General features: G+C 47.9%; 26 protein-coding genes. 10 read left to right on the forward strand and 16 right to left on the reverse strand.

The genetic code is table 11. The annotated features are described in order from the left end of the window. On the forward strand, positions 1 to 198 hold a 198-nt coding region (locus AN963_RS31885; RefSeq protein ID WP_236707943.1), incomplete at its 5' end, for a hypothetical protein. 192 nt (positions 199 to 390) lie between these two features. Then, positions 391 to 672, forward strand: a complete 282-nt coding sequence (locus tag AN963_RS10375) for a hypothetical protein (protein WP_055744538.1) — start codon at positions 391 to 393, stop codon at positions 670 to 672. An 82-nt stretch (positions 673 to 754) separates the two neighbouring features. On the opposite strand, the gene AN963_RS10380 is transcribed toward AN963_RS10375, so the two are convergent. Genes AN963_RS10380 through AN963_RS10390 form a run of 3 tightly spaced genes read right to left on the reverse strand, consistent with a single transcriptional unit; the run spans position 755 to position 3,936 of the window. Continuing rightward, positions 755 to 1,531, reverse strand: coding sequence for a fumarylacetoacetate hydrolase family protein (locus AN963_RS10380; RefSeq protein ID WP_055744539.1), 777 nt, complete (start codon positions 1,529 to 1,531; stop codon positions 755 to 757). Positions 1,532 to 1,564: 33 nt separating this feature from the next. Then, positions 1,565 to 2,764, reverse strand: coding sequence for a tRNA uracil 4-sulfurtransferase ThiI (gene thiI / locus AN963_RS10385; RefSeq protein ID WP_055744540.1), 1,200 nt, complete (start codon positions 2,762 to 2,764; stop codon positions 1,565 to 1,567). A gap of 11 nt (positions 2,765 to 2,775) precedes the next feature. Continuing rightward, positions 2,776 to 3,936 carry a cysteine desulfurase family protein gene (locus AN963_RS10390; RefSeq protein WP_083496902.1) on the reverse strand — a complete coding sequence of 387 codons (1,161 nt, stop codon included), beginning with the start codon at positions 3,934 to 3,936 and terminating at the stop codon, positions 2,776 to 2,778. A 269-nt stretch (positions 3,937 to 4,205) separates the two neighbouring features. Here AN963_RS10390 and AN963_RS31475 point away from each other — a divergent pair, with 269 nt between their 5' ends. Further along, positions 4,206 to 4,352, forward strand: coding sequence for a hypothetical protein (locus tag AN963_RS31475; RefSeq protein ID WP_169791917.1), 147 nt, complete (start codon positions 4,206 to 4,208; stop codon positions 4,350 to 4,352). Between the two features lie 259 nt (positions 4,353 to 4,611). Continuing rightward, on the forward strand, positions 4,612 to 5,805 hold the full coding sequence (locus AN963_RS10395; RefSeq protein WP_055744541.1) for a LysM peptidoglycan-binding domain-containing protein: 1,194 nt from the start codon (positions 4,612 to 4,614) through the stop codon (positions 5,803 to 5,805). 61 nt (positions 5,806 to 5,866) lie between these two features. Here AN963_RS10395 and dapF read toward each other — a convergent pair whose 3' ends face one another. Continuing rightward, on the reverse strand, positions 5,867 to 6,727 hold the full coding sequence (gene dapF, locus AN963_RS10400; protein ID WP_055744542.1) for a diaminopimelate epimerase: 861 nt from the start codon (positions 6,725 to 6,727) through the stop codon (positions 5,867 to 5,869). A gap of 124 nt (positions 6,728 to 6,851) precedes the next feature. Here dapF and AN963_RS10405 point away from each other — a divergent pair, with 124 nt between their 5' ends. Beyond that, entirely contained in the window at positions 6,852 to 7,382 is a 531-nt protein-coding gene (locus AN963_RS10405; RefSeq protein WP_055744543.1) for a DUF84 family protein, read from the forward strand. A 51-nt stretch (positions 7,383 to 7,433) separates the two neighbouring features. Here the strand turns inward: AN963_RS10405 and AN963_RS10410 are convergent, their stop codons facing one another. Continuing rightward, positions 7,434 to 8,018 (reverse strand): hypothetical protein, encoded by a 585-nt coding sequence (locus tag AN963_RS10410; protein ID WP_055744544.1) that lies wholly within the window; start codon positions 8,016 to 8,018, stop codon positions 7,434 to 7,436. Between the two features lie 94 nt (positions 8,019 to 8,112). Between AN963_RS10410 and AN963_RS10415 the strand changes: the two genes are divergently transcribed. Beyond that, the gene (locus AN963_RS10415; protein WP_055744545.1) at positions 8,113 to 8,703 is read left to right on the forward strand and encodes a hypothetical protein; all 591 of its coding nucleotides are present in this window, start codon (positions 8,113 to 8,115) and stop codon (positions 8,701 to 8,703) included. Positions 8,704 to 8,763: 60 nt separating this feature from the next. On the opposite strand, the gene AN963_RS10420 is transcribed toward AN963_RS10415, so the two are convergent. Continuing rightward, positions 8,764 to 8,976, reverse strand: a complete 213-nt coding sequence (locus tag AN963_RS10420; RefSeq protein ID WP_055744546.1) for a DUF1540 domain-containing protein — start codon at positions 8,974 to 8,976, stop codon at positions 8,764 to 8,766. 114 nt (positions 8,977 to 9,090) lie between these two features. Here AN963_RS10420 and AN963_RS10425 point away from each other — a divergent pair, with 114 nt between their 5' ends. Beyond that, positions 9,091 to 9,870: an SDR family NAD(P)-dependent oxidoreductase gene (locus AN963_RS10425; protein WP_055744547.1), complete on the forward strand. Its 780-nt coding sequence runs from the start codon at positions 9,091 to 9,093 to the stop codon at positions 9,868 to 9,870. Here the strand turns inward: AN963_RS10425 and AN963_RS10430 are convergent. Both AN963_RS10430 and AN963_RS30275 read right to left on the reverse strand, forming a co-directional pair. Continuing rightward, positions 9,805 to 11,103, reverse strand: coding sequence for an MFS transporter (locus AN963_RS10430; protein ID WP_055744548.1), 1,299 nt, complete (start codon positions 11,101 to 11,103; stop codon positions 9,805 to 9,807). The genes AN963_RS10425 and AN963_RS10430 overlap by 66 nt on opposite strands. Positions 11,104 to 11,268: 165 nt before the next feature. Continuing rightward, complete coding sequence (locus tag AN963_RS30275) at positions 11,269 to 12,477, reverse strand: MFS transporter (protein ID WP_083496903.1); 1,209 nt, start codon at positions 12,475 to 12,477, stop codon at positions 11,269 to 11,271. Positions 12,478 to 12,643: 166 nt separating this feature from the next. On the opposite strand from AN963_RS30275, the gene AN963_RS10440 reads away from it, so the two are divergent. Further along, positions 12,644 to 13,375 carry an ArsR/SmtB family transcription factor gene (locus AN963_RS10440; protein ID WP_055746242.1) on the forward strand — a complete coding sequence of 244 codons (732 nt, stop codon included), beginning with the start codon at positions 12,644 to 12,646 and terminating at the stop codon, positions 13,373 to 13,375. Further along, positions 13,353 to 14,669, forward strand: coding sequence for an MFS transporter (locus tag AN963_RS10445; RefSeq protein WP_055744549.1), 1,317 nt, complete (start codon positions 13,353 to 13,355; stop codon positions 14,667 to 14,669). Before AN963_RS10440 ends, AN963_RS10445 begins: the two co-directional genes overlap by 23 nt. Positions 14,670 to 14,745: 76 nt before the next feature. Here AN963_RS10445 and menC read toward each other — a convergent pair whose 3' ends face one another. From menC to codY, 3 genes are all read right to left on the reverse strand, one after another. Next, positions 14,746 to 15,864 (reverse strand): o-succinylbenzoate synthase, encoded by a 1,119-nt coding sequence (gene menC / locus AN963_RS10450; protein ID WP_055746243.1) that lies wholly within the window; start codon positions 15,862 to 15,864, stop codon positions 14,746 to 14,748. 5 nt (positions 15,865 to 15,869) lie between these two features. Beyond that, positions 15,870 to 16,748, reverse strand: a complete 879-nt coding sequence (locus tag AN963_RS10455; protein ID WP_055744550.1) for a MurR/RpiR family transcriptional regulator — start codon at positions 16,746 to 16,748, stop codon at positions 15,870 to 15,872. A gap of 174 nt (positions 16,749 to 16,922) precedes the next feature. Next, complete coding sequence (gene codY / locus AN963_RS10460) at positions 16,923 to 17,699, reverse strand: GTP-sensing pleiotropic transcriptional regulator CodY (protein WP_055744551.1); 777 nt, start codon at positions 17,697 to 17,699, stop codon at positions 16,923 to 16,925. A gap of 219 nt (positions 17,700 to 17,918) precedes the next feature. Between codY and AN963_RS30280 the strand changes: the two genes are divergently transcribed. After that, positions 17,919 to 18,008, forward strand: coding sequence for a YjcZ family sporulation protein (locus AN963_RS30280; protein ID WP_083496904.1), 90 nt, complete (start codon positions 17,919 to 17,921; stop codon positions 18,006 to 18,008). Positions 18,009 to 18,067: 59 nt separating this feature from the next. On the opposite strand, the gene AN963_RS10465 is transcribed toward AN963_RS30280, so the two are convergent. The 5 genes from AN963_RS10465 to AN963_RS32260 all read right to left on the reverse strand — a co-directional run bounded on the left by AN963_RS10465 (position 18,068) and on the right by AN963_RS32260 (position 20,374). After that, complete coding sequence (locus tag AN963_RS10465; protein ID WP_055744552.1) at positions 18,068 to 18,844, reverse strand: sporulation protein; 777 nt, start codon at positions 18,842 to 18,844, stop codon at positions 18,068 to 18,070. A 59-nt stretch (positions 18,845 to 18,903) separates the two neighbouring features. After that, positions 18,904 to 19,437 (reverse strand): hypothetical protein, encoded by a 534-nt coding sequence (locus AN963_RS10470; RefSeq protein ID WP_055744553.1) that lies wholly within the window; start codon positions 19,435 to 19,437, stop codon positions 18,904 to 18,906. Beyond that, positions 19,434 to 19,745 (reverse strand): YtrH family sporulation protein, encoded by a 312-nt coding sequence (locus AN963_RS10475; protein ID WP_055744554.1) that lies wholly within the window; start codon positions 19,743 to 19,745, stop codon positions 19,434 to 19,436. Before AN963_RS10475 ends, AN963_RS10470 begins: the two co-directional genes overlap by 4 nt. Before the next feature lie 131 nt (positions 19,746 to 19,876). Further along, complete coding sequence (locus tag AN963_RS10480; protein ID WP_055744555.1) at positions 19,877 to 20,104, reverse strand: hypothetical protein; 228 nt, start codon at positions 20,102 to 20,104, stop codon at positions 19,877 to 19,879. 138 nt (positions 20,105 to 20,242) lie between these two features. Next, the gene (locus tag AN963_RS32260) at positions 20,243 to 20,374 is read right to left on the reverse strand and encodes a hypothetical protein (RefSeq protein WP_269084393.1); all 132 of its coding nucleotides are present in this window, start codon (positions 20,372 to 20,374) and stop codon (positions 20,243 to 20,245) included. Positions 20,375 to 20,392: the final 18 nt, after the last annotated feature.

Consider the following 20,392-nt stretch of genomic DNA (forward strand, 5'->3'; position numbering starts at 1 on the left):
TCTGGTTCAAAGCTGGCAAATCATTTAATGATAGACTCATCAACGCTTTCGCTGTTCAGTTTTCAAGGAACATTTTGGTTATCCGCCCAAAAGGCGACCTCTTCATCTTATCACGTCAGATTCGATTTTACAAGAGGTTTTTTTGACAGTCTTTGTCGCTCAGCGGCGACAAGAACTAATATAACAAATCGCTACTAAAAGAGTCAAGTGATTTCCAAACTTTTTTACTGATGTTTTTTAATAAAACTCAATGTTTCGTAGCGGAAATTAAGTATAAGTGAAAAACTTGAAGAAGTCAATAAAAAACGAATAGAAGAACCTCTTTTTTTTCACACTATCCCATAGACAAAAATTCCCCTTACTTCAATGAAAAAGGATGGTGGCTCACCCATGGATCCGAAGCCAACCTATGAAGAGTATGAAAACGAACAATATAGCGAGCTATCTACAGTAGAATCTCAGCGTAACGAAATTCTTCAGGAGGAATTCCCTGAAGGGCCATACGGTTCATCAACCAATCGAGAACGACTAGGAAAATCCCAAGACTGGGAACCAGGACAGCATTCAACGACGACTCGCTTTACCTACGAGACCCGGAACATGCATCAAGACTTGCCTCGTCAAGATCCATCTGCTCATCCGATCCACGACGATCCGGATGAAAGAGAATAATCTGGTGCCCCAATTGATAAAAACACCAAGCCCCCTCATTCACCAAGGGGGCTTGGCCTATTTTCACTTGTAGATATGACGATTATTCTTCCATGACCACCCGTGTAGCAAGTGTACCAATCTCTTCGATCGTAACGGATATCTCATCACCAGGTTGCAGCTCACCCACCCCCGCTGGCGTTCCCGTGAGGATCACATCGCCAGGAAGAAGAGTCATAACAGCTGAAACAGCCTCCACGAGCTGCGGAATGCTAAATACCATCTGGCTCGTGCTCGCATTCTGCCGTACTTCTCCGTTGACACGAGTCACAATACGCAGATCATTGTAATCAAGTTTTGCTGCAATCGCCGGACCAAGCGGGCAAAAGGTATCAAACCCTTTGGCACGCGTCCATTGGCCATCGCTCATTTGCAAATCCCGTGCAGTCACATCAATCGCGCACGTAAAGCCGAGAATGTAATCTTCCGCATCTTCTGCCTTGATCTTCTTGGCTTGTTTTTTAATGACAATAGCAAGTTCACCTTCATAATGAAGGTTTTTGGTCAGCTTGGGATAAACAATCGGCTCTCCTGGTCCAATGACAGTTGTGGAAGGCTTGAGGAACATCAATGGTTCCTTTGGCAGCTCTATGTCCATCTCAGACGCATGATCCGGGTAATTGACCCCGATGCAAACGACTTTGCTGGGAGCGGTGGGTGCTTGGAGCGCCACTTCGTCCAGCGGGAGCTCCAATCCCGTCATAATGGGCTTCGCCGTTTGAATCTTGTAAATATCCCCTTCGATCACACGCACCTTGTTATCTGCTTCTACCATCCAACCGTGCTTCACTTTACCGTTTCGTTCAAACCGAATAATCATGGCTCTTCCTCCCCCGTCTAACCTTTGCCTGTCTTAGAACAAATCCGAGACGACTTCCCGCGGTTTCGTTGTGATCTCTTCGATAACCGTGCGATTGACTGCGTCTTCTACCAGCGCATCCACGTCCAGCGCCGTTTCGAATTTTTCCGCCAGATAAGCCTTGGGGCGAGTAACAGGATTTTTCGGTGTGAAGACTGTGCAGCAATCTTCATATGGCAAGATCGAGAGCTCATACGTATCAATCTTACGAGAAATGTCCGTGATCTCGATCTTATCCATCCCAATTAGGGGACGCAGCATCGGAATAGAAATGACTTTATTAATCGTATCCATGCTTTCGAGAGTTTGCGAAGCCACTTGACCTAGGCTTTCACCCGTCGCTAGTGCCAATGCTTTTGTATTTGCAGCCACCTTCTCAGAAATGCGCATCATGAATCGGCGCATGATCGTAATCAGGTAATCTTCCGGGCATTTGTCGCGAATCGCTGTCTGAATCTCTGTAAACGGTACTACGTGCAGGCGGACAGTTCCTCCCCACTTTGTCAGCTTTTGCGCTAGATCGCGTACTTTTTCTAAAGAACGCTCGCTGGTATACGGATAGCTGTGGAAGTGAATGGCTTCGAGTGTAACACCGCGCTTCATCATCATCCAGCCTGCAACCGGGCTGTCGATCCCACCAGATAGCAACAAAAGAACTTTTCCACTCACACCTACCGGCAATCCGCCTGGGCCTGGAATCGTTTCACAGCTGACATAGGTACCTTCTGTGCGGATCTCAATGTTCACGATTGCTTCTGGCTCATGCACATCTACTTTGATCGCTGGGAGGGCTCGCAGGATATGGGTACCGACCATACGATTGACTTCCATTGAAGGGATCGGGTAACGCTTGTCTGCACGACGCGTTACGACACGGAAATTTCGTGGCTGCGGATTCATTTGACGAATCAGCTCCAGGGAGCGTTCCTTGATAACCTCGATATCTGGATCTACGTGAATGGTTGGGCTAATCGAGGATATCCCGAATACACGCTTGAGTCGATCCATGACCTCGTAAGCATCTTCTCCGTGCAACTCCACATACATTCGACCGTAATTGCGACGTACCTTTACTTTATAGAAGGAACGCAAGACGCTTTTCACGCTACGCATCAGCGTTTCTTCAAACATATCGCGATTCTTGCCTTTTAGAGCCAATTCTCCATAACGGATCAAAATTACATCGTAGTTCATGTTCGTCTCCTTTATCTGGTTACGCTTTTGGATTTCATTTGTGTTCGCAAGCTGCTGACGCACGCCTTAAGTGCCACGAGAAACTGATTGATGTCTTCTATTGTATTTTCCCTACCGAGGCTAATGCGAAGGGATGACAGCGCACAGTCACGTTCAATGCCCACTGACGTAAGTACACGGCTCGGTTCGTTTGCCTTAGAGGAGCATGCCGACTTGGTGGATACCAAAAAGCCACGTTCTTCCAACGCGTGAAGCAACACTTCTGCCTTTACGCCCGGAACAGAAATGTTCATAATATGCGGGGCCGCTCCGATCTCAGGAGTGTTGATGATACAGCCTTCAATCGATGAGATCCCTTCTCGCAGCTGACGCAGCATTTCCTGCAGACGATTACCTTCTCCAGAGCCCATTTCTTCGAGTAAACGGATCGCCTTGGCAAGACCGGCAATCGCTGGCAGGTTTTCTGTACCCGACCGGACACCGCCTTCTTGCCCTCCACCCATCAACAAAGGATGAATAATTAGCCCCTCGCGTTTATACAAAATCCCTACACCGCGTGGCCCATAAAACTTGTGGGCCGACACGCTCAACAGATCAATACCGGAATCTTTGAGTCGAAGCGGGACTTTGCCGATGGCTTGCACGGCATCCACATGAAAGAGGACTTTTGGAAATTGCTTGAGCCATTGACCTATCTCCTCGACAGGTTGAATCGTGCCAAGCTCGTTGTTCACATGCATGATTGAAACGAGAATCGTATCAGGTCGCATCGCTTTTTTGACGTCTTCAAGAGAGACACGTCCATCCCGATCGACAGGTACATACGTCGTCGAGAATCCCAAGCTCTCCAGTTGCTTGCATACATCGTATACAGCCGGATGCTCCACTTGGGTCGTAATGATATGCTTCCCGCGGTTCTGATATTGGAAGGCAACGCCTTTGATCGCCGTATTATTACTTTCCGTACCACCGGAGGTAAAAATGATTTCCCCAGCCTTGCATCCTAGGTACTTTGCTGCTACCTCACGTGCCTGCTTCAAAACCGTTTCTGCCTCTACCCCTTTTTGATGGAGAGAAGAGGGATTGCCATAATAGCTTTCCATTGCACGTCTCATGGTCTCAACCACTTGGGGATGAGGACGAGTCGTAGCACTGTTATCCAAGTAAATCACTGGTCCACACCTTCCTGAGGGCGAGGTGCCCTATGTCTACGCTACATCATAACACGACTGTTCCACGAACATATAGCGCAAAGCACTCTTTCCCCTCTATTTTCCCCACTTTACCAGCCAAAATAGCCATTATGGACCAGCTCTGAACGATCGTTCACACACTATTCATACTTAAAGCGCTTACACCCAATAATAGGCTCTTTACATCGTAAGTCCTTTTCGTTAGAATTGTCAGTAAATTTAAACAAAACAACGAGGAGAGAGCAACTATGACTACCCAAGCCATGCAAGAAAAAATCACTAAGATGGAAGCAGAACTGAAACGACTGCAGGCTGAACTTGCAAAAATGAACAAAAGTACCCCTCCCATTAACCGATCAGACGTCGCTTATCTAAATGAGGTGTACAACGGGTGACATTTCACTTATTTTGTTTTCAGTAGCGTGGAAGTGGCATGATGAATCTGCCGCAACCCACGCTATTTTTGTGTCTATACGCCCTTCTTTCTCCTACCATGGATCGAAAATACGTTTCGTAAAAGGGAGTCTCCTTGCTCACGTTGGAAAATAAGCCCATGTAAGTGCTTATTTACCTAATGAAAGCTAATGGTTCTGCTGGTTACAATTATGGTGGAAACATTCAAAAACATCACGCTACGGCATCGAGGAGGCTTTCATGTTCCGAACAACACGATGGAAACGTCTAGCTGCGCAAACTTCAATGATCGCTTTACTGCTCCCTGCCACGTCTGCTTTTGCACAGCCTATTTCTGTAGTACCTGGAGATACGTTGGGCAATCTGGCGTACCACTATCAAGTTTCTGTAGAACAATTGAAAATCGCTAATCATTTGAAGACAGACATGATCCAATCCGGTCAATCCCTGTACATACCCCCCCGTTCCGAAATCTATACAGTCAAGTCAGGCGATGTGCTTTGGAAAATTGCAGCAGACCATCAAACTACGATTCCCACGATCATGGAAATCAATCAACGTACATCCTACGATCTCTTCGTCGGTGAAAAAATCTTGGTACCGACAGCATCCGCTACTACTACGGATAGAACATACACCGTGAAAAGCGGCGACGTTCTCTGGAAAATTGCCAGTCGCTATAACGTGTCCATCCAATCTATTCTGGATGCCAATCGATTGACTTCTACCGACCTTCTTATCGGTCAAAAGTTACTCATCCCGAAAACAACTGGACAAGCTTCCAATCAAACAGGGAGCCAGAAAGATAAAGATACAGCTACACCTGCAAAAGATGCCACAAAACCTTGGGTAGAAAACACTCGCTACCAAGTCAAGCAAAGCGATACTCCCTGGACGATTTCGATCGATCACGGGATTCCGATGACCGAGCTGTTGCAAGTGAACAAGCTCTCGGAAAATGCAGAGCTGCAAATCGGGCAATCACTCATCATCCCTGTTCACCATATTCCTGAAACTTCCGTCAAAAATTCAAAGTACGGTGAATATTTGGACTGGTTTGAAGCGAGTCAGTACCTCTTTCCTATCAATGCCGTTGCGACGGTAACAGATTTTGAAACAGGACGTAGCTTTCAGGTCAAGCGCACGATCGGGGCCTCTCATTCAGATACTGAGCCACTCACTGCGGCAGATACAGCAAAGATTAAAGACATCTGGGGCGGCGATTTTTCCTGGAGCGTGCGTCCCGTCATTGTTGAGGTGAACGGAAGACGAATTGCGGCTTCGATGACCTCCATGCCTCACAGTATCGAGTACATTACTAACAATAATTTCACTGGCCATTTTGACATCCACTTCCTAAACAGTCTGCGGCACAAGGATAATTCCATAGACCCTGATCATCAGGAAGCGATCAAAGTAGCAACCGGAAGATAGTAAGATACTTGTTCATAAAAAAAACGTTCCAGTCTGTGTTAGACGGAACGTTTTTTCTATTCTATTTATAAGGGATAGCCCCCTGGTAATCGCCAGAAAATACTTCTGTGGCTGGACCGGTCATGAACACACGATTATCGACTTCTCTCCATTCGATGAATAGGTCTCCACCCGCCAAATGCACGGTAACCTCCCGATCTGTTCTACCGCTCAGGATCGCAGCGACTGCCGCTGCACAAGCTCCTGTACCACATGCTAGTGTGACACCGGATCCTCGCTCCCATACGCGGAAAAGGATTTCCTGTCGGTCTAGAATCTGGATGAACTCTACATTCGTTCGTTCAGGAAACCATTCATGGAATTCGATCTTGGGACCGTATTTGACCACTTCTTCGTCGAGTACTTCGTCCATGAACAGAATGGCGTGTGGATTACCCATGGAAACAGCCGTCATGGTAAAAGCCTCTCCGTCGACTTCGATCGTTTCTTCGAGCGCCTTCTCTTCGGGTATCCCAGTCATCGGGATGGCTGCTCGCTCAAAACACGGTTCGCCCATGTCAATCGTGACTTGCTCTACTTTGCCATCCGTGCCGAGTGAAACGACAGGAGTAACGATTCCCCCCAACGTCTCTACGGTAAATGTATGCTCACTCGTCAAACCATGATCGAATACGTACTTGCTGACACAGCGCAATCCGTTCCCACAATTCTTCGCTTCGCTGCCATCATTATTGAAAACGCGCATGCGGAAGTCGGCCCGCTCTGAAGGCAAGATCAAGATTAATCCATCTCCGCCAACGCCGAAATGACGATCGCTTACTCGTCTTGCCAGCTCAGGAAGATCCACGCCCGTCAAATCTTCTGTGAAGCAATTCACATACACATAATCGTTTCCCAGTCCATGCAATTTCGTAAACTTCATGGTCCTCTCCTCTTTTTCTCACAAATTTCTGTCTCTAGTATAAGCCCTATCTTAACACAACACACCCGTCTTTGGGGAAGTGGTATACTACCACTAGTTTATCGCTTGATAAGGAGAGTGTCGCATGGATTTTTCCACATTTCACTATGCGTTGGGTACTACGAACGCTGCAAAAAAATCGGCGGTTCAGCTGGCTACTGGTGTAGAACCCATCTGCCTGTCTGTTCCTTCTTGCATTTCCGACCAGCCTATGACCGAAGAGGAAACGATTACCGGAGCCATTAACCGAGCAAAGACAGTCTTCACTCAAATTCCAAATGTTGATATCGGACTGGGACTGGAAGGAGGATTGATGTACGACGAACGGTTCACGCAAGAGTGGTACCTCATCTCCATATGTGCCGCGTGGAACGGGATGAAACTTCATGTAGGAAAAGGCTTGTCCTTCCCCATACCAAAGCAAGCCGCTGAGCGGATCCAAAAAGAGAACATTGAATTGAGCACGATCATCGACGAATGGAGCGGCATTCGCAACAGTAATCATCAAGGTGGAGCTTACGCGCTTTTAACAGAGGGTCGCATTCGCAGGGCGGATGTTTTTCGCGATGCGGTGATTGCAGCATTGACGCCGTATTTCTCAAAACTATATGTGTAAATGTAGAAAAACCTCTCCAGAATCAACTGGAGAGGTTTTTTGGAAAGGTGCTTACCGGGCCGTGTAGAAGGGGTAGATGATCAATGCGCCCAAAATGGCTATCGCCCCTACAATCATAGCCCATGCACCTAGCGATCGAGAATTACGTCGATACGCCAGATAGCCTAGCACCATCCCAATGGGTGCAATCAGGTACGGCATTAAAAACAGGGAAAGGATCGATAACCCTAGCCCCGTCATCCCGATACCGCTTGCCCCACTTTCCCGACTATCCTCGTCAGGTTCAACACGATCAGAACGTCGTCGAACCGGAATCGGCTCGGCGATTTCCGCAGCGGTCTCTGTGTCACGGTCACGTACAGAGGAAATCCGGTATCGCTCTTCCTGTGTACGATCTACACCGTCCAGACGCTCCGAAAAATCGTCCTTTTCCCCATCCATCTCGCCAGTATAGCGCTCTGTGTGGGTGTACGGGTCATACTGGATTCTTCGCTTTTTGACCCTATCCTCGTCTTCATCAAACGCTCTTTGGGTCCACGTGTCCGCAGCAAACTCCGTATCGTGAAGATCGACTGTCTCGGAAAAGCCGGTATCTTCCTTCCGCTTCGCATTCATACGTTCTTTTCGGTCCGACATGGCATGCTCAGCCCCTTTTGGAAAAGGATTAGTTGGTGAAGGAAGTAGCCTTATTCTCTGCGTTCGGTGTACAATTTAAACTGGAGGCGAGAGGATGAAACCTGAGAAAATCCTAACCATTGGCATTGATATTGATGGCACAGTGACATCACCCAGCAGTATTGTCCCACTGATGAATGAAAGCTTTGGAAAAGATTTACGATATGAAGACTGCTACGAATACAATCTGGCAAATGTCTATAAGATCACGGATGAGGAATTTGACAAGTGGCTGGATCTACACGGGGAGCGCTTGTACGATGAAGCTCCTGTTCATGGAAATGCCGATCACATTTTGCGAACATGGCACCCTCAGTTTAAGCTGGTCTATATCAGCGCTCGGGAAGCCCGTCACCGCGATGTCACCATAAATTGGTTCTCCCGTTACAACATTCCTTTTCACAATATCGATCTGGTTGGCTCCCATGACAAGCTGTCTGCAGCGAAAAAGTGGGGGGTGGATCTGTTTTTGGAGGACCGCTTGGAAAACGCATTACAGCTCTCGGAAGCATTACAGATCCCCGTCTTTTTATTTGATACGCCTTATAATCAGAGTGAGCTTCCTCCACTCGTGCACCGTGTCACCAGTTGGGATGAAGTCCAGGAAAAAGTTCAGCTGCTTTCCTTGGAACGGACAAGCGTATAAATGAAATACAAAAAGACGTATCACCCAGATCGGGATACGTCTTTTTGTACCGATAACGGCCTACTTGCTGGAGTTTTTCGGCTTGAACGTCAGACAACAGGTTTCGGACGATGTGCTAGCCTTATCCTGGTGCGAATTGTTCTCCGCAGCAAACTCTGTTTTGTAGTCCGCGTTCGAGTGAGCGTCGATTTCCACCATGATCTCGTCAGCGCTGCACAGATTACCCTGCGCCCAGTATTCGCAATTCGCTACACTGCATTTTACTTGTGGCATGTGTATTCACCCCCTAGGGGCTATCCTTCACAACAACAGGGATGCTTATACAGCCTGCCACGAGGAAAAAGCGTGCGATTCTCCCCATCTAACCCAGTCAGAAAGGAAGAAATTATGACTTTACAACGAATCGTTGTCATCACGGGAGCTTCAAGCGGACTCGGACGAGCACTCACACGCCTGCATCTCGACAAAGGTGATTTGGTTATCGCCACCGGACGCAAAGCTGCGGGACTACAAGCACTAACATTGGAGCACCAGCAAAATGAGCGACTTCACACCCAAATGCTCGACGTCACCGACAACGAGGCAGCACGTCAGTTAGCTGCATGGGTTCATGTCCGCTTTGGACGCTGTGATCTTCTGTATAACAACGCAGGCACTGCTGTATTTGCAGCGCTGGCAGATATGCGCCTCGAGGAGCTAGAAGAAACGTTGCAAACGAACATAGCCGGGGTGATGTATACGACCCGCGCTTTCTTACCTATGATGCAGCAGGCGCATGCAGGTCACATCATCAATATTGCTTCGCTAGCTGGGCAAGTCGCCACTTCAAAAGCAGCTGTCTACGCCGCCAGTAAAGCGGCCATTATTCGTTTTAGTGAAGGATTGCAACACGAATTGGCGGAGTACGGCATTCATGTTACTTGTGCGATGCCAGGCCCAATCGATACACCCTTTCTCGACCGAGCAGACCGAACCGGGAATTATCGCAATAAAGTAAGTCGCTACCTCTTGACTCCTGAGCAAACGGCTGCACTCATTAGCAGAGCCGTCGAGCGCAAAAAGCCTGAAGTAGCGATGCCTTTGCGACTCCATTACCTGTCCTTACTCTACGCCTTCTTGCCGCACAGCGTGAAGCGACTCGTCGCTCCTCTCCTCAACCGCAAGTGATGCTTCATCCAGTTGGCGCAGCATCACAAACGCAATTCCTCCACAAACGATGCACACAGCGGCCCCGGCTCCAAACAAGCCTTGTACTCCCAAAAAGGGTATCAACAAGCCTGAGACGGCGGCTCCTGCGGGCATGCCTGTACCTGTGATGGTCCGAATACTTGTCATCACCCTCCCCAACAGCGCATCGGGAACCTGCTTCTGCAAATAGCTACGATATAAAATGTTGTACGGAGAGTAGCAGAAGCCCGCCAGTGCCATTGCCAGCATCGACACTTCCAATCGCGAGAACATCGCAAGCGGCAGCGTCGTTACCCCCCAAGCTACAATGATTCCCGCCAGAGTCGCTCCCAATGGAACCTTCCACGTGATCGTCGAAAAGAACAAGGAGCCAAGTAAGGCACCAATCGCCAAGGAAGACCAGAGCATCCCCAGAGCAACGGAACCACCCCCTAAGTCTTGATTGGCATAGAGCGGCAACGCCACCTCAACAGGTCCATAAGCCATGTTGAACAGAAAGGTAAAAAAAACAAGGACAATCATCTGCTTGCGGCCAAACAAATAGCGGTAGCCTGTACGCATGTCCCGCAACAGGGAGCGCAAATACGAAACAGCTTCACCTTGTTGTGTTGGCGTAGAAGCATTGGCACTCTGCGTAAGGTGCTTGGGTAAACGTGAAAAGCAAAACGCGCATACAAAAAAGCTAGCTGCATCTATCAACAGTACGTAAGCTTCGCCAATCCATCCGATCAGAACACCCGCCAGGGCAGGACCAAACATATAAACGATCTGCCACTGACTCTCCATGACCCCATTCGCTTTTACCAAATGCTTGGGGTCCGTCACCAGCCTCGGTAGCAAAGTCTGGGCACCTGCCGTACTGAGAGGGGAAAGGATTCCCGCGATGACAATCAGGATGTAGATAACAAATAACGGCACTTGGTCGACCTGCAGCAAGATGACCAAAGAAATGAATATGAATCCTCGGACGATATTGTCAATCATGATCAATTTTCTTCGATCATATCGATCTAGAAGCACACCCGCCACCAAACCGGCAAAAACAGCCGGAAGCATGTATGCGAGAATCACGCCGCCCATCGCTGCGGATGAGCCTGTCTTTTTCATGACAAACCACGTCAAACCCATCCAGCCAAACTGATCGCCTAATCCTGACAAGAACATCCCCAGCCAGTACCAACGAAAAGAGCTCTGTCGCCACAGTTCTTTCATATCCATCTTCCTTTTCTTTCCTGAGGTTGCCTTCATTGTACGAATTTCACCATACTTTTTCAATCATTATATTTATTAAATCAAAAAGTTACTCTGATCTTCCTCATTGGAGAATAAAAAACGATCCCTTTGCCACGCGAAACGGCAAAAGAATCGTTGTTTCATTTACATACTCACCATCTGCTTTTCTATCTGGTGTCGACTCCACAGCCAGATCAGCCCTGCTACAACCCCAAAGATAGCCAACCAGCCGGAAACCGTCGCACTCCCTACTTGTTCGGCCCCGTACCCCAACACGAGACAGCTTGCGGAGAAGCTTCCCATTGTCGCCATTTCCCGAATGGAAAAGACTCGGGCCAAATACTCGGGATCTGCCAATCTCTGGAGCTTGGTAACCGAGAGAATAGACGCGCTGTACGAAGCAAAAGAACAAAACAGAATGGCCACTGCCAAACCGAGCAAAGGCTTGATATTGAATACTGCAAATATGGAGATGCCCATGGCCACGAGTGTCCAGCCCTGTATAGCTGAGACCCCTCTGTCACCTAGTCGGTCAGACATTTTAGTCACCAATATCCCCGCGAATACGCCCCCCAAACCTAAGGGAATATCCAATAACCCAAAGATATAAAGCCCTTCCCCCCGCTCCTGGAGAATATAAAACATCAGCATAATGTAGTACGCGCCCAGCACACGTTCTGCCATCTGGTACATGAGCACCTGGCCAATTTCCCTTTTCTTACCAATATAACGAAAGCCCTCCTGCAATCTCGTAAGAAAGCTCGTGGCTTTTTTGGTTTCGTTGGAAATATCAATCTTGGTAAGCCTGAGCAAGATCACCAGAGAAAGCATGTAACACGCAGCATCCAGCAAGAAATTGTATCGATAGGAGAACAAATAGACAAGAACAGCAGCCACACCCTGACAAACGATGATCAAAAATGAAGTCGTCCCTTGTAGCAAGGAATTCGCAGTCAAACGATCCTTTTCTTCAACGGAACTGACGATAGCTACTTGCATCGCCGGCTGGAAAAAGGCGCTACAGATATTCACTAAAATCAGCAGCAAAAAAGCTACCCACAAATAAGTCGGAGAGGAAATGAAGAAAAATAAGCTAACGAGTATGCCACGAAGCAGATTGACCGTAATCATGACTCGTTTTTTATCCCAATTTTCTACCAGTGCTCCGGAAAAAAAGCTGGTCAATACATAAGGAAGCATACGAAAAACCGTTCCAGCTGCAAACGAGAGGCCGGAACCACTAAGATCATGCAAGAGCCCAACGACCGCAATGAATGTAAACTCGTTTCCGATGATGTGAATGATGTGAGCCGCGTATAAACGGCGAAATACCGGATGTTTTAGCAGTGCCATAGACCTGGTCCCTTTCACCGTTTTTCTCGTATTGTATCACTTGTCGAAAAATAATGGCAGAATGATCTTGAAATTCATCTCGTTCTACTGATACAATACGTTCAAATAAAGTTGAACGTTTAAAAATAAAAATACGTTTAGCTATATCGAAATGAGGATGATCCTGTTGAAACGTTATATGGTTATTGAAACCGTCGATCAACTAAAGGCAATCAGCGACTCTTTGCGCATGGAGATCATTACCTTACTAGTCAAAGAAGAATACACCGGGAAGCAATTGGCTACCATGTTAAACCTTTCTGCCTCCAAGGTCCATTACCATCTCAAGGAGTTGGAAAACCACCAATTTGTTCACGTGGTACGAACGGAAGAAAAGAACGGCATCGTGCAAAAGTTTTATCGTGCGCTTGCTTATGACATGAAAGTCAGTGATGCACTTCTCCCTTCATTGCAAGAGGACACCATACTCATGCAAGAGTCGCTGCTCAATCATTTGCGCTCCAGTATTACACGCTTGTACAACGCTCCCGAGGAATCATTTCTGCAATTTGCTGATGAGGAGAAACGCCCACCATCCATCGGACTCAACTCAGAAGTCAAAGCCCCACGCCATGAGATACACGAGTGGCTCAAGAAATACAAAGCTTTGATAAATGAGCTTGGACAGATGGAGCATCGCTATCTTCAACGTGTCGCGAACGGTGAAGCGGAGGATACCGAAGAAAACTTTTACTTGGTGACAGTCGGGTTCATGACCAACGAGCGCTACTACGTCGCCGATGACGAGTCCTTGCCTGAGAACTACGAACATGTCCCAACGGAATACGAGCACATTACAGAAAAAGTCGTAAAGAAAAAGAAAGGAAGCGACTCTGATGACGACGCAACCCGTAACTAACAGTCTGTGGCGAAATCGCTCCTTTGTGCGTTTATGGTGCGGCACGATCTTGTCAGCCTTGGCCGACAGCGCCTTTTTCATCTTGCTTTCCTGGTTTATTGTGGATGTGACAGGCTCAGAGGCGATGCTCGGAACCACCTTGATCTGCATGTCGATCCCACGACTGCTATTTATGCTGGTAGGTGGAGTCGCTGCTGACAGATGGAGCCGCAAGTGGATCATGTTTAGCTCCATTCTTGCGCGCGGTGTCATTCTGGTTGTGTTCAGTCTGCTCCTGCTAGATGAGGGTGGCGGGTGGCTTCCGATCTCCGCCTATGTCATCGCCGTGCTTTTTGGCACTGTCGATGCCTTCTTCTGGCCTGCTCGCAGCTCGATCCTCCCTTTTCTCGTCACACGCGATCAGCTCGCGCCAGCCAACAGCATGATGGAAATATCCCAGCAAATCAGCATGGTCGGGGGACCGTTAGTCTCTGCTCTACTCATTCGCACCACTCATTATCCTGTCATGTTCATGATATTAGGGGTTGCCTTCTTTGCAGGGACGTTATTTATCCTCTCGCTACGTTTGCAGCCTGCCGTGACCAATCACGAGCCGAATGATCCCGCCAAAGAATCGACTCCTGCCACCAGCTCCTATTTCAAAGACATTTTCAGCGGCATTCGATTCACCTTTTCCGTCCCGATATTGAGCATCATTTTTGTCACTTCTCTCTTTACGAACATGACCTTTTCCGGGCCAATCAATATGGGGCTGCCATTACTCGTAAAAAATCTAGGATGGGACGGTAGCGCCTACAGTTCGCTCAGTATCACATTGGGTATCGGTACGATCACCGGTGGCATTATTACAGGGCTATTACACGGTTTTCGCGGCAAGTTCCTCCTGCTCCCTTTCTTTCTCGCTGTGATGGGATTCGCGGTCAGCTCCTTGTTTTTCATGCAACATATCAGTCTGGGCTTCGCCGCGATGTTTACCATCGGCTTGATGCTCAGCATCACCAATATCCCGTATATCACCTACATTCAGAGCATCGTCCCCGCTCATATGCTAGGTCGCGTCATGTCATTACTTTCGTTGATGTCAATCGGTTTGGGGCCAGTAAGTTACGCCATCTGCTCGTTCGTCCTGGAGCATAATGTCGCTACCCCTGCCGTGATCATGCTCACAGGTGGACTTGGTCTCGCGCTCATCAGCATGAGCTTGTGGCTATTCCGGGAGGTTCGTCGGATGGAGCAGCATCCTGCTTGGGCGCGTCCCACTGAAGTAAATCCATCTCGCTCCCTTTCCTCCTAGATCTTAAGCGAGGAACAAAACTAACAAAAAACGCACACCGAATGAGCATGATAAATGCTCAAGGTGTGCGTTTTGCTTACTTCACTGGACGGAAGTTAGCGGATCGAATAACGTATTTCCCTACAGCCTGATGGTTTACGGAATAGCCGATACCTGGTCCTTCTGGGACAGCCAATTGACCTGGAGCGATCAGTTCCACGCTCGGTTCGATGATGTCCTGATCCCAATAACGGCTCGATGCAGCTGTGTCTCCAGGGATCGTGAAGTTCGGCAGAGAAGTGATGGCGACATTGTGCGCGCGCCCTACACCTGATTCGACCATTCCTCCGCACCACACCGGGATGCCGTGGGACTGGCACAGGTCATGAATACGTTTGGACTCGGTGAGCCCGCCGACACGTCCGATCTTGATATTAATGATCCCGCAGCTTCCCAGCTCAATCGCTTTTCTCGCATCCTCAACGTTATGAATGCTTTCATCGAGGCAGATCGGTGTTTTGAGCTGCTTCTGCAGCTTGGCATGATCGATGATATCGTCATGTGCCAACGGCTGCTCGATCATGATCAGCCCGTATTGATCCAGCTCTTTCATGATAGCAAGATGCTCCATCGTGTAAGCAGAGTTGGCGTCAGCCATTAGTGGAACATCGGCACCAAAGCGCTCGCGGATTCCCTGAATGACTTGCACATCAAATCCCGGCTTGATTTTGACCTTGATTTTCTTGTATCCATCCCCGAGAGCACGCTCCACCTTTTGCAGCACTGCATCGACGGTAGGCTCAATGCCGATACTGATCCCTACATCGATCACCGATTTATTGCCCCCGAGAGCCTTAGCCAACGAGATGCCTTTTTGTTTGCAGTAAAGATCCCAGATCGCGCCTTCTAATGCAGACTTCGCCATGTTGTTGCGACGGATCGGAGCGAAGAGGCGGTCTACATCCTCCGGCGTTTCGATCGGATGAGACAGCAAACGTGGAATCAAAAACTTTTCCATCATGTACCATACAGTCTCCGTCGTTTCCTCATTATAAAAAGGATCAGGCATCGCGACACTCTCTCCATAGCCGACTGCACCTTCACCGTGGACGGAAATGAGCAGGAAATCTTTAATCGTCGTGCTGCCAAAGCTCGTTTCAAAACGGAAACGAAGCGGCATATGTAATTGTTGTACTTCAATGCGTTCGATTTTCATGTGGATCATCCCTTCTCTTCTGTATGGCGAACAAATGGATAGATTTGTCGGCTGGTTTTCTCATATTGATCGAGACGCTCTTGTACCTGTTCCCTGTTTGCGGCGACAACACCGCTCACTAATGTGTTTAACAAGGAAAAAAGGGCGGCCATCCCTACTAATACCGTAGGTGCTGGTGTTGTGACCTTTAGCAGCTGGTCGGCAATCGGCCCGAGTGGAGACAGCTCATTATCGGTGATCCCCAGCACGACTGCCCCTTTTTCCTTGGCCGCTTGGGCAAACTGAATCGTCTCATTGACATAGCGAGGAAATGAGAATGCGATAACCAGGCAAGATGAATTCAGCTGTGTGAGCAAATAGTTAGCATCGTCAATCGGCCCGTTGTACAAATGGACGTTGCCTTTTACGATATTCAATGCAAAGGCTAGCCAGTGAGCTGGTGCATGGGAGCTTCGAAATCCCACTACGACAATCTGTTTGGCATCAAGAATAGCCTCGACGGCTCGCGCCAGCTTTTCATTGCCTAAATCCGTCAACGTCTGCTGAATCGTGGCAAAATCTTGTTCCATGTGAAAAGCAATCAGATCCTCTTGGCCCTCTAGCTCCTCAGCAGCGACCCGAAAATGGCTGAGGGTCTGCTCCTGTGGTGGACGGTCGATAAGCGTGCGGCGCAACTCGTTTTGCAACTCGCTATAGCCGGAGTAGGAAAGGGCGTAACATAAACGGATGATCGTCGTTTCACTGGTCCCACTCAATGCTCCTACGACTTTGGCTGGATGCAAGGCAATTTCCTTTGGCTCTTCCAAAATAAACTTGGCTGCCAATTTTTGCTGGTTTGTCAATTGCGGATAGTATTTACGGATTCGTTCCTGGACATCTTCCATATGGCTAATTGGCCCTTCTCCCCTTTTTTGAAGTATAAACTTTACTTTTTTGAAAACTTTGCAGTATAGCCTTACCTGAAAGTATAGTCTCCTTTTTCTAAATATTCAATGCTGACTATGACAAAAAACCTCTCTTCCTTTACGAAGAGAGGCTCCAGCTGTTGCTCAAACGGTTTAAGACGTTTTCCATTTCGCCAGCTCAGAAGGGAATTTATCATTCAGCACCTTGATGTAGGTACCTTTCATGCCCAACGAACGCGATTCTAAAACACCGGCACTCGCCAGCTTGCGCAAAGCATTGACGATGACCGAACGTGTGAGACCTGCTTGATCTGCCAACTGACTCGCGACCAGCAATCCTTCTCTCGCATCCAGCTGCTCCATAATTTTTTCGATCGCGATCTGTTCACTGTAAGAAAGAGAAGAGAGCGCAATCTTGGCAAACGTTTTGTCACGCACTTCATTTTCGATCTGCTCGGTACGTTGACGAACGATTTTCATTCCAATGACCGTAGCGCCAATTTCACCAAGAATCAGATCTTCCGTTTCAAATTGACCGTAAGCACGGAGCAAGACCAACGTACCCAAACGGCTTCCTCCGGCATTGATTGGCACAACTGTCGTCATCATCTGCGGGAACAGTGAGCTCATTTCAGCCGGTACCATGCTGTAAGGGCTATTGATTGTCTCGTTTGCCAGCGTTTGATTGACTTCCAATAGCTTCTGGTGAATACCATTCTGAACGGAGTTTGAGGAACGTCCGTCTTCGTTCAGCCCGATTTCTTGATTCAGCCCACTTCCGAGGATAGTACCGTCAGCCGTAATAATGTACACATTGGCTGCAATGACTTCGGATAAAAGTCGCGCAAGGTCTTGATAGCCTACGCCGCTTCCTCCCATTGTTTTTTGCAGCATCACGTTAATTTTCCTGGTTTTTTCTAGTAAGTTCATTCCTTATTTCCTCCTTGGATTCTTCATGGTCACAGTATTGTCAGAAAAATCCAGGCCCATACATGCAAGTCAAAAAATTAGAAAGACACTTGATGGACTGCCCTCTAAACTGTACATTCCTCAAGATGTACCCGGAATTTAGGTCGATGCCCGGACACCAATTGTCTATCCACAAATATCCTATAGGGAGCAAGAGATGAAACATGATTAGGAGGGGAAATGATGAGCCTATTTAATGGTGGAGAAGGGATTGCGTTGATCCTCGTTTTGTTTATTCTGCTGGTCATCGTTAGTGTCGCTTGCGATTAATTTTTTGAATAGAAAAAACTGCCTGTACATTGGCTACAGGCAGTTTTTTTTGGTGCTTATTAACGAATCTGTTTGCGGATCAGCTCTTCGATAGAGTCAGCGATAACACTTGTCGGGCGCTTCAGATCATCCATATGCAAGCGGAAACGCACATAGCGTTCGTCCAGATTAAAAGCTTCTTCAAATGCTCCCAAGAAGCCACGTGCTCGTTTATCCAGCTCCATCAATACTTCCAGACTATCTTCTTGGAGGAAGAAGACCACTTCCAGCTCTTCCACTCGACTACGGTACGGACCTGTCGGGCGGAATTCAAATTCCTGCACAAACGGATGCGTTTTTCCCAAGTGACGATTGTACTCACAATCTACCTTGTACAATTGAAATCCGATCTGCTGCACTGCATCCAGTACTTTCCCCATCAAAGGATGTGGCCGTACTTCCATAAAATCAGAATCACCAGGGTCAATCGCATTTTTGATATCCAGTCCCGTCCGTAAGTAGACTGGCTGGCGCCCCATCGTCAACGGCGTCTCATAAGGGAGCTGGAAAGCGAACGGGAGCACCTTATGTTCCTTGGGCAGCAAGACGATTGGTTCTGTGAGGCGATGCTTAATCAGCGTGCACTCTTCTTTTACCTTGCTGTCATTCGTTTCCCGTTCATAATGGGTGATTACATACATATATATTTCGTCGATCTCCTGGGCCACGTCTCCTCCGGTAAGATGCACTTCACCAGATAGTTCATCCCCGGGTATAAGGGAATCCTGCTCCAATCGTGTATCCACTTGCGCAGAACCAATTCCCACGCTAGCCAACAGTTTTTTGAACATCGACATGTACTCACTCTCTCCTTTACGATGACCCTGTTGATCCTGTTAATCAGTCCACAGAGTGTTTATGTAGGAGTATACGGACGAAGAAATAGAAAGTTTCGCGCTACCTTTTTTAACACATCATCTTTTTTCACCTCAACCGATACGAACAAATGCAAGGTACGACCAATGACAACGGTCTTGACCCTGACCTCTACCATGGTTCGATCGGGGAGGACGTATTCGCGGCGTCGCAGCATCTCGTGCAGTACCTGGTGCACCTCAGCAACCTGCTCGACTTTTTTCCCTTTCAATGAAGAGAGATCCTTTACCATCCATTCGACCACCTGTACCTCGATTGTAGGATGGGGCTTGGGATCGAGAACAGTGACGCGGACTTCTTCGATGCCGGTCGTCAGTTTTCTGCGCGATATATTCTGGCTTTTCTTCAGCTCCAGATTCTCTTCGTACAGCTTTTTATTTTGAAACTCCAGACTCTGCTTTACTAGCATCATTTCTTCCATTTCCTTGCCGTACAAAAAGAGTACAACGGATCCACCCAAAAGAATACCGATGACCAAAATGGCAATATACCGCTTCCAATGCTGTCTACTCATGACCGTACCTGTACCAGCCACTGCACACAGATCGTCCCGATGTGCGCTCCCAGAAAGGCAACGACGATCATCACCAATTGCTTGAAGACTGGAGAGAAATTCCCCATCAATATCTTTTCAATCTGTAAAAAGGAATCAAACGTCCCCCCCAGTGCACCGACGAGTCCCCAAATCTTCAATTGATCTGCTAATTGGGCCATAGACAGGAGCGGTGGTTTGTCCGTTAGAAATGCTCCCAATCCACCCGAGAGCGACCCTCCCACCACAATGCCGTACGCCACGAAAAATGTCAGAATGACTTGTGCCATACCAAATCGATCCTCCCGACTACGAGAGTTTATTGTTTATCCCTACGCGGCTTGTCTGATTTTTATGTATCATGCCATCTTTAACGCCACGAAAAAACAACGGCATGCCACATCGCATGCCGTCTACTCATTTATCGTCTTCTTTTCCTGCTCAGTCTTCTCAGTCTTCTTTCAATTCGGGGAGAATGCTGGACCATCTGATCCATAAATAAGTTGACCATGCTCGGATTGCTCAGAACTTGTTTGAACACATCCGGGTTCTCCCGAAACCATTGTTCATTGGCATTCACCCATGCCTTGAACCCTTTGTTGGACTTGTAGTATTTGTTTAAGCGTCGAACCGGTCGATACGCACTCATCTCAATCAATCCCTTCATCAAAGAATATAGAGAGGAGGAAGATGATCAGCACGATCCAGATCACCACTTCAAAACCGTCTTGGTTAAAAAAACCATTCAAGTCCATCCCCCCCTTTGATTTGCCACGCCCCTTGCCAATCAGGCGTACCGCCCATGGTGCCCTTCTTTATAGTAATATGTGGCAGGAGAATCGTTGGATTGGACCATCGCCTGCTGACTCTCATTTTCCGCTCCTGCCCAATTGGGTGCATAGATCCACTCGTCTTTCACTCATACTAATCCCGAGAT

The sequence above is a fragment of the Brevibacillus choshinensis genome, from assembly GCF_001420695.1.
GTDB lineage: Bacteria > Bacillota > Bacilli > Brevibacillales > Brevibacillaceae > Brevibacillus > Brevibacillus choshinensis.